This is a genomic window from Kitasatospora sp. NPDC059160 (assembly GCF_042755465.1).
Taxonomy (GTDB): domain Bacteria; phylum Actinomycetota; class Actinomycetes; order Streptomycetales; family Streptomycetaceae; genus Kitasatospora.
Window position 1 is genome coordinate 1 of record NZ_JBHZCN010000098.1, and the last position, 15,032, is coordinate 15,032.

Sequence of the window (15,032 nt, forward strand, 5' to 3'; positions counted from 1 at the left end):
GCGGCCCCCCCGCGGGCCGCGCCCTTGGGTGGGGGGGGGGGGGGCCCCCCCGGGGCACCCCCCCGGGGCCCCCCCCGCCGCCTTCACACGCCGACCGTCAGCGCACCGTCTGCGCCACCCGCTGCGCCGGGACGCCCGGCGTCCGGTCCGTACCCGGCGCGGCCGGGGAGGCGCCCAGCGCGGTGCCGCGGGTCTCCTCCGCCCACAGCACGCACACCAGCAGGCCCAGCGCCGTCACCCCGGCGGCGATCAGCATGGTCGGGCCGGTGCCCAGGCCGGTCAGCGACAGCGGCAGCAGGTAGGTGCCCACCGCGGCGCCGATCCGGCTGACCGAGGTGGCCATGCCCACGGCGGTGGCCCGGACCTCGGTCGGGAACAGCTCGTTGGGGTAGGTCCAGTCCAGCACGTTCGGCCCCCCGCACAGGAAGGCGTACGCGCACAGCGCGGTCAGCGCCACGGCCGCCGGGGCGGTGGGCCACACCCCCAGCAGTGCCAGCGGCACGGTCATCAGCGCGAAGGACCAGACGATGACGGGGCGCCGGCCCTTGGTGTCGATCAGGCGCAGCGCCGGGTAGCAGCCCAGCAGGAAGACCAGGCTGATCAGCCCGGTGCCCAGGGTCTCCGTCACGGTGCCGCCGGGCATGCCGAAGGAGGAGAGGATCTGCGGGCCGAAGGTGAGCATCGCGAACAGCGGGCCGACCTGGCACAGGAAGAACAGGCCGCAGAACAGGGTGCGGCGCCGGTAGGGCGGGGTCATCAGCAGCCGCAGCCCGCCGGCGGCGCGGGCGCGCCCGGCCGGGTCGGGCATCAGCTCGCGGCCGTCGACCCGCACCCCCAGGTGCTTCTCGACCACGCGCACCGCCTCGCCGACCCGCCCGTTGGCGGCCAGCCAGCGCGGCGACTCCGGCGAGCCGCGGCGGATCACCAGGAAGACCACGCACAGCACGGTGGAGCTGGCCAGCATCCACCGCCAGCTGCCCGGCCCGGCCAGCTCCAGGAACAGGTAGCCCACCACGTAGGCGAGCACCGAGCCGGCGTACCAGGCGACGATCTGCTGGCCGAGCAGCCGCCCGCGGTGCTTGGCGGGCAGCCACTCGGCCAGCAGGGAGGTGGCGATCGGGTAGTCGGCGGCCACCGCCATGCCGAGCACGAAGCGCAGCACGGTGATCGCCCACACCGAGTCGACCCAGAACGAGAGCACCGAGCAGGCGACCATCACCAGCAGGTCGGCGGTGTACATCACCTCCCGGCCGATCTTGTCGGTCAGCACGCCGAACACGGCGCCGCCGACGAACATGCCCACCAGGGCGGCGGCGCCGATCAGGCTGACCTCGGCGGTGGACAGTCCCAGCTCGGGGCGCATCCCGATCAGGGCGACACCGACGATGCTCAGGATGTAGCCGTCGAGCAGCGGCCCACCGGAACAGGCCAGGGCCAGCCTGCGGTGGAAGGCGGTGTACGGGGCGTTGTCGATCGTTTGGGACATGGGTCTGCGGGTCCTCCGGGACGTACGGCGGCCACGTGCTCTGCACGCGTCACCGTGCGCCGGGTAGACGGCGGGGAACGACGCCGCCCACCGTGGACGACGCCATCGCCCGATCACACCGGGCGACCGTCCACGGTTGCCCGGGTACGGAGGGTGAACCACCGGGGCGAAGGTCGGCCGGATTCGTGCCCAAGGTCCCGAAGCGGACAGGCCCTTCGCCCGTGCCGGTTTACGCCCCGCCCAGTCCTCACGGGCCCTGCCGCCCTCCGCCCGCCCGGCGGACCGCCACGGGTGACCCTCGTCACTTTCGGCGCCCAACGGTGTGGGACCTGCCACTTTCAGGCCCCCGGACGGGCCCCGCGCAGCCGCTCCAGGCCCACGTCCAGCGCCGCCTCCAGATGGACGACGGACCCCGTGGTCAGCAGGATCAGCACCCCGCCCTGGATCCCGGCCAGCAGCGCCGCCGCCTCCCGGCCGGCGTCCAGCTCCGCCGTGACCGCGCCGCCCTCCTGGAGCCGGCGGATCCCCGCCGCGAGCTGCTCCTGCCACTGCTCCAGCAGCCGGGCCGCCACCGCCCGCGCCGCCTGCGTGGTCGAGCCCAGCTGCGACAGCGCCGTGTGCAGCGGGCAGTTCACCCCCTGGGCGCGGTAGCGGGCCACCACCTTGTCCCGCCAGCGCTGCCACGCCGCCCAGTCGTCCAGCGATCCCAGCTCCGGCTGCTGGTCCTCCAGCACCCGCGCCGCCTCGTGGCGGGCCACGGCCAGCAGCAACCCGTCCTTCCCGTCCGGGAAGTAGTGGAACAACTGGCTCTTGCTCGTCGCCGTGCGGGCCATCACGTCCTCCAGCCGCAGCGCGAACACCCCCTCCTCGCGGATCAGCCCGGCCGCGCCCTCGACGATGCGCGCCCTGGTCGCCACGCCCTTGCGGGTCAGTGCCACCTCGTACCTCCCGGAGTCCACGCCCTTCCCGCTCAGGGCACCAGCACCAGCTTGCCGGTCGTCCGCCGGGACTCCAGGTCCGCGTGCGCCCGGGCCGCCTCGGCCAGCGGGTAGCGGCCGGTGATCCGCTGGGTCAGCCGCCCCGCCCGCACCAGGTCGAACACCTCGGCGCTGCGCCGCACCAGGGCCTCGCGGGTGGGGACGTGGTGGTGCACCACCGGGTAGGTCAGCAGGATGCTGTCGGGCAGGTCGGTGGGCCGCAGGGTGGGCACGCCCATGAAGGGCCCGTAGTAGGCGTGCACGCCGTGCGGGCGCAGGGCCAGCTGGGACGAGGCGAAGGTGTCGGCGCCGCCGCCGTCGTAGACGACGTCGGCCCCGCGGCCGCCGGTCAACTCCCGTACCCGCTCCTGGAATCCGGCGCCGGAGTGGACCAGCACGTGGTCGGCGCCGGCCTCCTCGGCCGCGGCGGCCTTCTCCGCGCGGGACACCAGCCCGATCACCCGGCCGCCGCGGGCCTTGACCAGCTGGGTGAGCAGCAGGCCCACCCCGCCGGCCGCGGCGTGCACCACGGCGGTGTCGCCCGGGCCGACCGGGTAGGTCTCGGTGCTCAGGTGGTTGGCGGTCAGGCCCTGCATCAGCAGGCCGGCCGCCGTCGCGTCGTCGACGCCCTCGGGCACCTTCACCAGGGCGGCGGCCGGGATCGCGAGCAACTCGGCGTAGCTGCCCGGGTGGTAGAACCAGGCCACCCGGTCGCCGACCGCCAGGTCCGTCACCCCCGCCCCGAGCGCGCTGACGTACCCCATGCCCTCGGCCCCCAGCACGACGGGGGCCGCCCAGCCCCCCGTGCCCTGCGAACGGGCCCCGACGTCCAGGTAGTTGACCCCGGCCGCGCCCAGGCGCACCAGCACCTCGCCGGGGCCGGGCACGGGGTCGGGCAGCTCGGTCCAGCGCATGACCTCGGGGCCGCCGTGCTCCTGGATGCGGATCGCGTGCATGGGGTGACACCTTCCTGTGCGGGTTCGTCCCGGGAGGGGACGTCCAGCACGGTAGGCGCCCGAAAATGGACCCACAAGTCCAGAAACTGGGAACTCAGTGGTGCCGCCCGGCCGGTACCACCGGCCGGGCGGGGCAGCGGAGTTCAGGAGGCGGTCGGGCGGTGCGGGCCGGCGGCGCGGTCCTGCTTGCAGGCCTCCTGCTGGAGGAGGACGGCGATCTGGTCGACGTCGTCGTTGACGTCGAAGAAGCCCTGGATGTTCGGGACGGCCGCGCCGTTGACGCCGACGAAGAAGGTGTAGAGGTGGCCGTCGTCCGCCTGGAGGTAGCCCGCGTAGCTCTGGGCGTTGATGGCGAACTGCTGGTTGAGCCAGCCGAAGCCGATGATGGTGCCGGGCTTGGCGAAGACCTTGCCCCTGGCCGGGCAGTTCGTGGTGCAGAAGAGTGTGTCGGTGCCGGGCGGCGGTGCGCCCGAACGCGTCGGGGTCCTGGATCCGGGAGGCGCCAGCTCAACTGGGCGGGCTGCCCCTGGGGGGCAGGTCGATGACGTTGTCGTTGTTGACATCCTCCCCGCGCTGAAGCGCGGGGATTCCGGCCGCGCCTGCGGCACGGGACCTGCGCCCCGGTCCGCTGGTGTTCCGGTGGGTTCCTGTTTCAACAGACCGTGCCCGGCGTGGGATCGCCACGCCGGGGCTTACCGGTCCTCCGCAGGCGTTTTGCCTGTCCGCCTGCCCGGCGGCCAGGATGTTGACAGCAGCGTTGAGGTCACGGTCATGCAGCACACCGCACGCACCGCAGACCCACTCGCGCACCGCGAGTGGCTTGGGTCCGTCGCGGTGTCCGCACTCCGAGCAGAGCTGGGAGGACGGGAACGTGCGGGGCACGATCCCGACGTGCCGCCCGTACCGGGCCGCTTTCTCTTCGAGCAGGCGCCGGAAGGCGGCCCATCCGGCGTCGTGGACGGACTTGGCCAGACGGCCCCGGGCGAGGCCGCGCACGTTCAGGTCCTCCAGGTGCACCGCTTGGGTCTCGCGGATGATCCTGGTGGTCTGCTTGTGCAGCCAGTCCATGCGGGTGTCGGTCACCTTGGCATGGGCCCTGGCGACCTTGCGGCGGGCCTTGGCCCGGTTCTTCGACCCCTTCGCCTTGCGGGACAGCGCCCGCTGCGCGGCCTTGAGTTTCCTCTCCGCCTTGCGGAGGAAGCGCGGGTTGTCGATTACGCTGCCGTCGGAGAGGACGGCGTAGGTGGTCAGCCCGAGGTCGATGCCGACCTCGGCATCGACCTCGGGCAGGTGCTCGGGTTCGACGTCCACCACGAAACTGGCGTGGTACCGGCCAGCCGCATCCAGGACGACCGTCACGGACGACGGGTCGGCGGGCAGCGCCCTCGACCACTTCACCCGCACGTCACCGATCTTCGCCAGGTTCAGCTTCCCGTTGCCCCACAGCCGGAACCCGTTGCGGGAGAACCGCAGCGACTGCCGGGCATCGCGCTTCGACTTGAACACTGGCAGCCCGACCGGGCGACCGGCCCGCCTGCCGGACACCGAGTCGAAGAAGTTGCGGTACGCGGTATCCAGATCGCGCAGGGACGACTGCAACGCGTCCACCGACACCGACCCCAGCCACGACCGGGCATCCGTCCTCTTCGCCTCGGTGATCACCGACTTGGCCAGGGCACCGGTCGGGATCCTCGACCCGTCCGCCTTCCACGCGGCTTTCCGCAGGGCGAGCGCATCGTTGTACACCACCCGCGCACATCCGAACGTCCGGGCCAGCGATTGCCGCTGACCCTTCGTCGGATAGATGCGATAGGAGTACCTGAGATGCACGAAATCAACCTACCGACAGGCACTGACAACCAGATGCGGCCACCCGCACAGCGGTCCGCCCTGACAGCGAAACACCGCCACCTGACCTGCTCCGCAGGCAGTCCGTTTCTCCCCCGTAAGCGGGAGGTACCCCACCCCCGGCCAAAGCCTGGGGTATGCACGGAGGTCCCCGATGAACCGGAACGGCGCCGAACCGGCCTGGATCTACGACTGGTCGGGGTGGGCCTACGACTCGGGGCCCTGCCGCCGCTGGACCTCACCGCCCTGCCCACCCTCATCGTGTCCTGGTCTGGTGCACCGTAGGGGAGGGAAGCGCACGCCGCACGGTGGAGTGAAGCTGAGTACCCGTACTCAGGACCCGCTGCCGGGCCGTGGGGACACTGTTGGCCACGCCTTGTCGGTGGTGGTGGGGGAACGGACGCCAAACCGCGTTACGGCCTCGCGGCGCTGCTGGGGTCCACGCCGTTCGCAATAGTCGGCTTCCTCGTGCTGCTGGTCGACGGGACCGGGTGGTGGGCGCTCCTCGGGATGGTCGGCACCGGTGTGATCGCGGTGGTGGGGATGGCGTGGTGGGTCTCGCTGCTGTGGATCGCCGCGGCGTGGTCCCGTTTCCAGCGGAGCCAGTCCGCGGCGGCACGTCAGAAGTCACCGTGAGCCGCGGGCCCGGACCGCGCGGCGCGGTGCGGCGGGTGCCGATCAGCTCACCGGGACCGGGACGCCCCGGATGAGGAGGGGGAGGCAGGCGCCGTGGTCCCAGGCGTCCCAGGCGTCGTCGACGCGGCGGTACTGGTCGTCGGCCATGACCTCGCGCAGCCTGGACTGCGGGACCCAGTGGAGGCCGCGGATGTCGCCCGGCGGCTCGTGGCGGCGGACGGCCTGGGCCTGCTGGGGCGTGACCGTGCCGCCCGCGTAGACGAAGTCGAGGCCCTCGGGGAACTCGGCGGCGGGCACGTAGTCGATCGTCAGGACGGTGCGCAGGCCCAGGACGAGCCCGGTCTGGGTGTCGAGGTGCCGGCGGGCGGCGAGGTGGGGGAGCTCGTCCTGCTCGGCGCTGCCGCCGGGCAGCGTGAAGCCGTCCTGGTGGACGGGATCGGCGAGGAGGACGAGGGGCTCGCCCGACCCGTCGGGGTCCTCGGTGAGGACGAAGACATGGTGGCCCGAACGCCGCGCGGGCGGGCGGTGCTTGAGGAGGATCCTGCTCAATTCTGCTCCAGGTGTGGGGAGTTCGATGGTGTTACAGCGGCCGACGACGCGGCTTTCCGCAGGTCCCCGGCGCGGTCTCCCGGGGGGTGAGGGAGTGGAGGAAGGACGGGTCGACCTTCCACTCCGGCCCGGTCGCCCCGAGGGGACGAAGGACGGCCTTGCCGAACAGCACCTCTACGAAGACCCCCTCGCGGGGATCTGTCGGGTTGCTGAAGTCCTGCACCACTTCGTGGAGTTGGAAGGGGGGAGAAGGCATGGGGGTCTCCGGAGGTTGCACTGCGCGTCCGGCGAATCACCGGGTGTAGCCATGATGGCGTTCCGTCCTCTACGATCGCCAGGCTTCAACCTTCACAGTTCTGCCGAGTGACAAGACGAGGAAGATCGTGGGGATCGATGAAGACGATCAGTCGTTGTCTCCTGCCGTGCGCTTCGGGAATGAACTCCGCAGGCAGCGGCGCGCAAGGGGCTGGTCTCAGAGTGCGCTTGGCAGGCGCATGGGCTACAGCCATGGGCTGATCTCGTACATCGAAGGAGCGAAGAAGCCTGTAACACGTAAATTTGCGGTTGCGGCCGACCAGGTGTTCGAGACGGGTGGAGTGTTCGTCGAGCTGTGGCGGCGAATCTCGAACGCCAGCCTGCTGGAAGGATTCGACGAGTACGTCGAGGCCGAAGCGAGGTGCCGAAAGATCCGCACCTTTGAGTTGAACGTCATGCCGGGCCTCTTTCAGACTGAGGCGTACGCGTCGGCCCTGGCTCGTGCGGCCGTCCTTCGTGGCAGCATCACCAAGTCCCAGGCGAAGGAGCGAGTCGACTTCCTGATGGGGCGTCAGCTGGTGCTTCGTCGCGACCCGCCGCCAGTGGTGCATGCCGTCATGGATGAGAGCTGTCTGCTTCGGCCAGTGGGAGGGCGTGATGTCATGCTCCAGCAACTTCTGCACCTTGAGGGTTTGGCCGAGCTTCCGCACATCACGCTGCAGGTGGCCCCTTTCTCCCTCGGGGAGCACGTCCCGTTCACGATGCCGATAGTCCTGTTGACCCTTCGCGACCGCTCGGTCGTCGGCTATGCCGAGTCCCAGGCACGTGGGATCGTGGAGCGGGGGCACAGGGCGGTGGAAGCCTGGGACGGTGACTACGATCAACTCCAGGTGGAGTCATTGCCCAAGATGCCTTCGCTCGATGTGATCCGTGCCGTTCGGAAGGACCTTGAATGACCGGCCCCACTCTCGACCTGACCGACGCCAGATGGCGAAGGTCCGGTTTCAGCAACAACGGGGGCAACTGCGTGGAGGTTGCGCCAGGTTTTCCAGGGGTGATGCCTGTTCGTGACTCCAAGGATCCCAGCGGCCCGGCTCTGGTCTTTCCGGCAGAGGCGTGGAAGTCGTTCGTTACTGCCGTGCGCAGTGGCGAGTTCGGCGAGATCTGAGAGGAATGCCATGTCCGACCGCCTTGATCTGTCCGATGCCCGGTGGTTCAAGTCCTCCTACAGCAACAACGGCGGAACCTGCGTCGAGGTGGCTCCGAACTTCCCCGGGCTGGCTCCCGTCCGCGACTCCAAGGACCCTCAGGGCCCGGCCCTGGTCTTCCCGTCCGAGGCGTGGAAGTCCTTCGTTGCCGCCGTTCGCAGCGGGGAGTTCGGGAGCGTCTGAAACGGTAGGCCCGGACCGCACCCCCTGCGGTCCGGGCCGTCACCAACCGGTGAGGGCGTTCGTCAACCCGTGATCGTGGTGGAGCACCGCTACCGGCCGGCCTTTTTCGGGGTGGGGCACATCGAACCCGCGCTGTCAGCGCAGGGCCATACCGTGCGTGTTGTGGGCGACGATGAGGTGGATGACTATCAGGTGTGGGACATGACGGACGTCCTCACCTCGTTCTGCGCGCGCCTGTACGGTCGCCGCGTCGCCCGCGACCGAGCGGAGAGGGCGTTGACTGCGGCTGCGGAGAGTACCGAGTGACCCACAAGCAGGGAGTCAGGTTCGAGCTCGCGCCCGATTCGGACCAGGCCGTGTCGATGGGGCGGCACTGCGGGCTGTCCCGAGTGGTGGAGAACTCCACGGTAGGCCGCAGGGGCTGTCCTCCCGCATCCCGAAAGAAGCGTGCCGGGTCCGGGCGGCCGGATTCTCCAACTACCTCAAGTCCAAACAAGGCAAGCGCAAGGGCGCGAAGGTGGGCTTCCCGGGCTGGCGCAAGCGCAAGGACGGTTCGCGGTTCCGCTACGACGCCGACCGTGCCAAACCCCTGGACTCGAATACCGTGCGGCTGCCCGCCATCGGGGACGTGACCACCTGTGAGGACATGTCCTGGCTCACCAGCCGAATGGCTACCGGCGAGGCGCGCATACTCGGCGCGACCGTCCGCGAACAGGCCGGACGGTGGTGGGTCTCCTTGCAGATCGAGGTGGACCGTGATGGCGTCAACAAGCGCCGCCAGGTCAGCCACGACGCTCCCGCGTGTGGCATCGACCTCGGATCGAAGACCTTCGCGGTCATCCGCGACAGCGATGGCACCCGCAGGGAGATCGACGCCCCCAAGCCACTCAAGGCGGCTCTGCGTGCTCTCAGGAAAGCGAACCGGAAGCTGTCCAAGTCCAAGGAGGGATCGAAGAACCGGGGTAAGGCACGCCGACGCGTGAGCCGAATCCACCTGCGGGTCGCCGACCGGCGTAAAGACTTTCTGCACAAGACCACTACCGAGCTGACGAGAACCAAGTCGGCCATCGCCGTGGAGACCCTGCACGTCAAGGGCATGGTCAAGAACCGCAGGCTGTCCCGCGCCATCAGTGACGCCGGGTTCGGGGAGTTCGTCCGGCAGTTGGAGTACAAGGCCGACTGGTACGGCTCCCGCATCTGGACAGCCGACCGCTGCTTCCCCTCCTCCAAGACCTGCGGAGACTGCAAGCGGATCAATCAGGGCCTGGTCCTCTCGGACCGCGTATGGGTCTGTCCCGGGTGTGGTGTCCACCACGACCGGGACGACAACGCGGCAGGCAACCTCCTCGCGGCGATGCTCGCCGACCCGAACTTCTGACTGACTTGAGAACCCTCGCCGGGGAGTTGTCCGGAGAGGAAAAACGCCTCGTGGAGACCACGTAAGACCTTACTCTCCGGAGTTGGCGGAGGTCGGTGAAGCAGGAAGAGACTCAGTGTGAGAATCGCTGAGGATCAATCAACGGGAGTGAAACCTGTGCGCGTGCAGACCGATCAGCTGTCGCAGCAGCCTGCGACCGAGACCACCGACAAGAGATCCGTCCGGCATGCCCTGCTGATCTCGCTGGCCAGCGGCATCGGCTACATGCCGTTCGCCCTGACCATCCCGATCCTGCCCGGCCACGTCACCGGACGACTCCACGGCGGGCCCGCCGAGGTCGGCGCCGTCGTCGGCGGTTACGCGCTGACGGCCCTGCTGGCGCGCCCGGTGTCGGGCGTGCTGATGAACCGCCTCGGTGCCCGGGTCCTGACCGTCGGCGGCGCGATCGTGACCACGCTCGCCACCATCGCCTACCCGCTCGCCGGGTCGATCGCCCAACTCGTGGGCCTGCGCATGCTGGTGGGCATCGGCATGGGCGTGATGCTGGCCGCGACCGGGGTCTGGCCGGTCCAACTCGTCGCCAAGGACCGGCAGAGCTGGGCGCTGGGGCTGGCCGGCACCGTCATCTACGTGGCCATCGGCCTGGGCGCCCCGCTGGGCACGCTGGTGGAGCACCTGGTGGGCACGACGGCCACGTTCGTGATCGCCGGGCTGCTGGCCCTGCTCGTCATCCCCATAGCCCTGGCCGTGCCGGAGGTGCGGGTGCCGCCGAAGGCGAAGGAGGGGGCGGGCGGGATCGAGCGGGGCCGGGCGCTGCTGGGTACGGTGCTGTCCAGTGTGGCGCTGGTGTTCACCGCGTTCGGCTTCGCGGCCGTCTCCGGCTTCGCGGTCGCCAAGTTCGACGCCCTCGGGGTCGCCGGGGGAGCGGCCGTGGTCACCGCCTACTCGCTGACCGTGGTGCTGCTGCGGGTGGCGAGCACCTGGATCCGCTGGGAGGCCACGCGACCGGTGGCGCTCGCCGCCCTGTTCCTCGTCGAGGCCCTGGGGGTCGCGCTCATCGGGCTGTCGAACGGCCTCGTCCTGGGCGTGGTCGGCGGGGTGCTCACCGGGATCGGCATGTGGCAGATCTACCCGGTGCTGGGGCTGTTCGTGGTGCGCTCGGTCGACGAACGCGGGCGTGCCACGGCGCTGTCGACCTTCGGGGCCTGCTTCACCGTGGGCCTCGCCGCGGGCAGCGGCTCGCTCGGGCTGGTCGCCGAGGCCACCGGGTACCGGACGATGTTCCTGGTCTGCGCGGCCTGCGTCGGCCTGGGCCTGCTGGTGGCGGTGGCGGCGGCCCGGGTGGCCCGGATCCGCTGACGTCCCCGCGGCGGCGGGGCGCCCGCGCTCGGCTCGGCTCCGTCAGGGACCGTGCCGGACCCTCGGCGGGCGGTTCGCCGCCGGCGCCGGGGTCGGGCGGGCCGGGCGCTTCATCGCTCGGGCCGCCGGAACAGTGCCGCCCACAGGCCGGGCCGGCCGAACCGGCTCGCGTCCGGCGCCGATTCGTCGCGCATCCGCCGCAGCTCCACCTCCTGGAGGCCCAGCGGCCCCTCGACGAAGATCCGGCGCAGTTCGTCGGCGGTGTAGGCCGGGGCGCCGTGCGGGGCGCCGTCCCGGTACAGCTGCGCGTCCGGGGTCCGCGTCCCCGCCCCGTCGCCGTCCGGCGCGCAGCAGACCAGTCCCAGGTGTCCGCCGGGCGCCGTCAGCCGCGCCAGCAGCGCGAGGTAGCCGGGCCGCCGGTGCGGCGGCAGGTGCTGGAAGAGGCCCGAGTCGTAGACCAGGTCGTACGGACCGGTCAGGGCGGCCGCCACCGGCCCGAAGGCGTCCCCGTGGTGGAAGCGCACTCCCAGGTCGAAGCCGAGGTGGTACTCGAACTGCTCCTGGCGGCTGCGCGCCTGGTCCAGGGCCCGCTGGTCGCGGTCCAGCCCGTCCATGGCGAAACCGTGCATCCGCAGGTGGAGGGTGTTGCGGCCGTTGCCGCAGCCGAGGTCGAGTCCGCGTCCACCCGGGGACGCCCCGATCACCCCGCGGTCCAGCAGGTCCGCCAGGCTCTCGTCCGGCTTCCCGCTGAGGGCCGGCACCGGCCGGCTCCGGTCGGCGTGTCGCGGCGCCCGTTCCCGCCGGGCCTGCGCGAACAGCCCGTCGAGCAGCTCCAGCAGTTCGTCCTCGGTCCGCACCACCCGTACGTCACCCTGTTCCTGCGCCATGTCCGCCTGCCCCTTTCGTCCCCCACGGTCGTCGCGACGCTACCGGGAACGGGCCCGCCCGCGCGGGCGGCGGGCGGGCCGACGGGACGGCTGCGGCGATCGCCCGCATCCGTTGCGGTCCGGGTCCGGGTCCGGGTCCGGGTCCGGGGCCGTGGGCGTGCCTACGAGCCGGCGGTGGCCAGGGCCAGGGTGGTGGCCATCACCGGGCTGGTGAAGGTGTTCGTCGCGGCGCCCGGGTTCTGGTGGTAGGCGCCCCATTTGAGGTAGTTGCGGTCGCCGTCCCAGGTGGTGCCCTTGAAGGTGCCCGCGCCGGTGCTGAACGTCTGCTTCTTGCCGTCGAACCAGAAGTCGATCGTCCCGTCGGTGCGGCCCAGGTGGATCTTGAGCGCGTACGCGTGCCACTCGCCGTTGTTCACCGGCGCCGTCCACAGCGGGTGCGCCACGTGCTCGGTGTCCCACTCCTGGAGCCGCACCCGGCTGTTGGTGATGTCGATCTCGATCGGGTGGTTGGCGGTGCCCTCGCTGGGCGAGCACTTGAGCTGGAACACGTACCGGCTCTGGTCGTCCTTGATGTCCACCGTGGAGGACCAGCCCAGGTAGAAGGTGTCGCCGCTCCTGAGGTCCGGGCCGACCGTCTCGCAGCGTTCCTGGTTCGCGGCCTGGAAGGCCCGCCACACGTCGCCCTTGGCGGGGTCCTTGACGACGCCGAAGGTGCTCGGGGCGGCGCACTGCACGCCGGGGAAGGAGGAGGGGCCGGTCTTGGTGCTCGGGGTCCACAGGACCTTGCCCGCCGCCGCCGGGGCGGCGGCGGGGCTGTCGGCGGCGGCCGAGCCGCAGGAGACCGCGCAGGTGGCCAGGGCCAGGGCCCCGACGGCGAGCCGGCGGTGACGGGACAGGGGGGACATGACGCTCCCAACGGAAATCGGGTGGTCGAAATCGCTGGCTGCGATTCGACCACCCGACGGCCCGGCCGACCAGGCGGAACGACCGGCGGAAGTACTTTTAGGTCATGTCCGGGTCAATTCTGCCTACGGCGTGGGCCGCTGCCCTGCGCCCCCGGAGCCCCGGGAGTCCCCCTCGCCCCCGGAGCTTCCGGGCGGCGGCGCGTCGTACGAGGAGGTGCCCTCGTCCAGCAGCGGCTCCTGGGTCTTGAGGTGCGCGGGGGCCAGCGCCCGCAGCGCGTGGTAGCCGGTGATGACGACCAGGGTGCCCAGTGCGATGCCGCTGAGGCTGAACGTGTCGCTGAACTTGAGGGTCACGTTGCCGATGCCGATGATGATGCCCGCCGCGGCCGGCACCAGGTTCAGCGGGTTGCGCAGGTCGACCCCGGACTTGATCCAGATCTGGGCGCCGAGCAGCCCGATCATGCCGTACAGGATGACGGTGATGCCGCCGAGCACCCCGCCCGGAATGGCCGCCACGACGGCGCCGAACTTCGGGCAGACGCCGAACAGCAGGGCGAAGCCGGCCGCGGCCCAGTAGGCGGCGGTGGAGTAGACCCGGGTGGCGGCCATGACGCCGATGTTCTCGGAGTAGGTGGTGTTGGGCGGGCCGCCGAGCGCGGTGGAGAGCACCGAGCCGATGCCGTCCGCGGAGATCGCGGTGCCCAGCTTGTCGTCCAGGTTCTCGCCCGTCATCTCGCCGACCGCCTTGACGTGCCCGGCGTTCTCGGCGACCAGCGCGATCACCACGGGCAGCGCGACCAGGACGGCGGACCACTGGAAGGAGGGGCCGTGGAAGGCGGGCAGGCCGATCCAGTCCGCCTTGCCGACGCCGGAGAGGTCCAGGCGCCAGTGGTCGGTCAGCTGCCCGCCCGGGCCCACCGAGTGGATCCTGCCGAAGACCCGGTCGAAGACCCAGGAGATCCCGTACCCGAAGACCAGCCCGAGGAAGATCGCCACCCGCGACCAGAAGCCGCGCAGGCACACCACCGCGAGACCGGTGAACAGCATCACCAGCAGCGCCGTCCACTGGTCCTGCGGCCAGTACGTGGAGGCGGTGACCGGGGCGAGGTTGAAGCCGATCAGCATGACGACGGCGCCGGTGACGATCGGCGGCATCGTCGCGTGGATGATCCGCGCCCCGAAGTACTGCACCGCCAGGCCCACCAGGAACAGCACCACGCCCACCACGAGCACCGCGCCGGTCACCGTCGCGCTGGTGCCGCCCTGCGCCCGGATCACCGCGGCGACCCCGACGAAGGACAGCGAGCAGCCGAGGTAGCTGGGCACCCGGCCGCGGGTGGCCAGCAGGAAGATCACGGTCGAGACGCCGGACATCATGATCGCCAGGTTGGGGTCGAGCCCCATCAGCACCGGGGCGACGAAGCTCGCCCCGAACATGGCGACCACGTGCTGGGCGCCGAGCCCTGCCGTACGGGGCCAGGAGAGCCGTTCGTCGGGGCGGACGACCGCTCCCGGTGCGGGCGTCCGCCCGTCACCGTGCAGCTTCCAGCGCACGCCGAGATCCATGTGGGGGTTCACTTTCTGTCAACTTCCGGGGGGTGTCCGCACCATTCTGGTGCGTCCCGGTCCCGGATCGCGCCACCGGCCCCGCTCCTGACCTGCGCACTCGCACGCGGGCGGCGGGGGTGGGGCCGGGGTCGGGGGAGTGCGACGGGGCGTCAGCCCCGGGCCTGCGCGGCGGCGTTCGCCAGGTCGCCCAGCCAGGCGTCCAGGCCCTGGCGCAGGATCGCGGTGGCGGCCGGGACGTCCGCGTCGACCTGCGGCCCGGTGTGGGTCTCCTCGGTGCGCACCAGGACGCCGCCGCGCACCGGGGTGAAGGTCCACACGTGCACGCCGTCGATGTGCAGGCCCTCGGCGACGGCGGGGCCGGTCCAGCGGATGCAGGCGCCGGGGCGCAGCTGCCGGACGGTGGAGGTGATGTCCAGGGCGGGGGCGGTGGTGGCGGGGTTGGGCGGCAGCGGGGTGGTCCAGTGGAACGCCGAGCCGGCCCGCAGCGGACCGCGGTCCAGGCGCTCGGCGCCCGACACGGCGTGCTGCCAGGACGGCCAGCGGGCGACGTCGGTCTGCAGCCGCCAGACGGTGGACAGCGGCGCGTGGATCACGGCCTCGGTGCGGTAGCGGACCCGGGCGGCGGGGTCGACGCCCTGTCCCCGGCAGGTGAGCGGGGCGGCGGGGGAAGCGGCGGTGGCGGCCTGGGCCGGCACGGCGGCGGTGCCGAGCACGGCGGCGGCGAGGGCGGCGGCGGACAGGGCGGCGGACAGGGCGGTGCGGATGCCGGACATGGCGGTCCCCTTGGGTCGACGGAGGTCTGGTGGATCCGTTAGGTGTTCTGTCGTTCGTTAGAA

The 15,032-nt window shown here is 71.4% G+C and carries 17 protein-coding genes and 1 pseudogene; 7 read left to right on the top strand and 11 right to left on the bottom strand.

The features are described from left to right. Window positions 1-97 precede the first annotated feature (97 nt). The 5 genes from ACFXOZ_RS32595 to ACFXOZ_RS32615 form a co-directional block, all read right to left on the bottom strand. Entirely contained in the window at window positions 98-1,486 is a 1,389-nt protein-coding gene (locus tag ACFXOZ_RS32595; protein ID WP_380525291.1) for an MFS transporter, read from the bottom strand. A gap of 338 nt (window positions 1,487-1,824) precedes the next feature. Continuing rightward, complete coding sequence (locus ACFXOZ_RS32600) at window positions 1,825-2,424, bottom strand: TetR/AcrR family transcriptional regulator (RefSeq protein WP_380593591.1); 600 nt, start codon at window positions 2,422-2,424, stop codon at window positions 1,825-1,827. A gap of 32 nt (window positions 2,425-2,456) precedes the next feature. After that, window positions 2,457-3,419 carry a quinone oxidoreductase family protein gene (locus ACFXOZ_RS32605; RefSeq protein ID WP_380525293.1) on the bottom strand — a complete coding sequence of 321 codons (963 nt, stop codon included), beginning with the start codon at window positions 3,417-3,419 and terminating at the stop codon, window positions 2,457-2,459. A gap of 143 nt (window positions 3,420-3,562) precedes the next feature. Further along, window positions 3,563-3,982, bottom strand: coding sequence for a hypothetical protein (locus tag ACFXOZ_RS32610; RefSeq protein WP_380593592.1), 420 nt, complete (start codon window positions 3,980-3,982; stop codon window positions 3,563-3,565). After that, complete coding sequence (locus tag ACFXOZ_RS32615) at window positions 3,927-5,249, bottom strand: RNA-guided endonuclease InsQ/TnpB family protein (RefSeq protein ID WP_380593593.1); 1,323 nt, start codon at window positions 5,247-5,249, stop codon at window positions 3,927-3,929. The genes ACFXOZ_RS32610 and ACFXOZ_RS32615 overlap by 56 nt, the downstream gene beginning before the upstream one ends. A gap of 486 nt (window positions 5,250-5,735) precedes the next feature. On the opposite strand from ACFXOZ_RS32615, the gene ACFXOZ_RS32620 reads away from it, so the two are divergent. Further along, window positions 5,736-5,903 (top strand): hypothetical protein, encoded by a 168-nt coding sequence (locus tag ACFXOZ_RS32620; RefSeq protein WP_380525296.1) that lies wholly within the window; start codon window positions 5,736-5,738, stop codon window positions 5,901-5,903. Between the two features lie 42 nt (window positions 5,904-5,945). Here the strand turns inward: ACFXOZ_RS32620 and ACFXOZ_RS32625 are convergent, their stop codons facing one another. Beyond that, window positions 5,946-6,452, bottom strand: coding sequence for an NUDIX domain-containing protein (locus ACFXOZ_RS32625; RefSeq protein ID WP_380525298.1), 507 nt, complete (start codon window positions 6,450-6,452; stop codon window positions 5,946-5,948). Window positions 6,453-6,483: 31 nt separating this feature from the next. Continuing rightward, window positions 6,484-6,708, bottom strand: a complete 225-nt coding sequence (locus tag ACFXOZ_RS32630) for a hypothetical protein (protein ID WP_380593594.1) — start codon at window positions 6,706-6,708, stop codon at window positions 6,484-6,486. A gap of 127 nt (window positions 6,709-6,835) precedes the next feature. Between ACFXOZ_RS32630 and ACFXOZ_RS32635 the strand changes: the two genes are divergently transcribed. The 6 genes and pseudogenes from ACFXOZ_RS32635 to ACFXOZ_RS32660 all read left to right on the top strand — a co-directional run bounded on the left by ACFXOZ_RS32635 (window position 6,836) and on the right by ACFXOZ_RS32660 (window position 10,835). Further along, window positions 6,836-7,663, top strand: coding sequence for a helix-turn-helix domain-containing protein (locus tag ACFXOZ_RS32635; RefSeq protein ID WP_380593595.1), 828 nt, complete (start codon window positions 6,836-6,838; stop codon window positions 7,661-7,663). After that, on the top strand, window positions 7,660-7,875 hold the full coding sequence (locus tag ACFXOZ_RS32640; RefSeq protein WP_380525302.1) for a DUF397 domain-containing protein: 216 nt from the start codon (window positions 7,660-7,662) through the stop codon (window positions 7,873-7,875). The genes ACFXOZ_RS32635 and ACFXOZ_RS32640 overlap by 4 nt, the downstream gene beginning before the upstream one ends. A 10-nt stretch (window positions 7,876-7,885) precedes the next feature. Continuing rightward, window positions 7,886-8,098: a DUF397 domain-containing protein gene (locus tag ACFXOZ_RS32645; protein WP_380525303.1), complete on the top strand. Its 213-nt coding sequence runs from the start codon at window positions 7,886-7,888 to the stop codon at window positions 8,096-8,098. A 72-nt stretch (window positions 8,099-8,170) separates the two neighbouring features. Further along, a pseudogene (locus tag ACFXOZ_RS32650) lies at window positions 8,171-8,404 on the top strand (IS607 family transposase); the annotation flags it as partial. Between the two features lie 115 nt (window positions 8,405-8,519). Then, on the top strand, window positions 8,520-9,476 hold the full coding sequence (locus tag ACFXOZ_RS32655; protein ID WP_380593607.1) for an RNA-guided endonuclease InsQ/TnpB family protein: 957 nt from the start codon (window positions 8,520-8,522) through the stop codon (window positions 9,474-9,476). Between the two features lie 162 nt (window positions 9,477-9,638). Beyond that, complete coding sequence (locus tag ACFXOZ_RS32660) at window positions 9,639-10,835, top strand: MFS transporter (protein ID WP_380525304.1); 1,197 nt, start codon at window positions 9,639-9,641, stop codon at window positions 10,833-10,835. A gap of 110 nt (window positions 10,836-10,945) precedes the next feature. Here ACFXOZ_RS32660 and ACFXOZ_RS32665 read toward each other — a convergent pair whose 3' ends face one another. The 4 genes from ACFXOZ_RS32665 to ACFXOZ_RS32680 all read right to left on the bottom strand — a co-directional run bounded on the left by ACFXOZ_RS32665 (window position 10,946) and on the right by ACFXOZ_RS32680 (window position 14,969). Next, entirely contained in the window at window positions 10,946-11,722 is a 777-nt protein-coding gene (locus ACFXOZ_RS32665) for an SAM-dependent methyltransferase (RefSeq protein WP_380593596.1), read from the bottom strand. Window positions 11,723-11,883: 161 nt separating this feature from the next. Continuing rightward, complete coding sequence (locus ACFXOZ_RS32670) at window positions 11,884-12,627, bottom strand: heparin lyase I family protein (protein ID WP_380593597.1); 744 nt, start codon at window positions 12,625-12,627, stop codon at window positions 11,884-11,886. A gap of 123 nt (window positions 12,628-12,750) precedes the next feature. Then, complete coding sequence (locus ACFXOZ_RS32675; RefSeq protein WP_380525307.1) at window positions 12,751-14,193, bottom strand: uracil-xanthine permease family protein; 1,443 nt, start codon at window positions 14,191-14,193, stop codon at window positions 12,751-12,753. Window positions 14,194-14,345: 152 nt separating this feature from the next. Continuing rightward, entirely contained in the window at window positions 14,346-14,969 is a 624-nt protein-coding gene (locus tag ACFXOZ_RS32680) for an SRPBCC family protein (RefSeq protein WP_380593598.1), read from the bottom strand. Window positions 14,970-15,032: the final 63 nt, after the last annotated feature.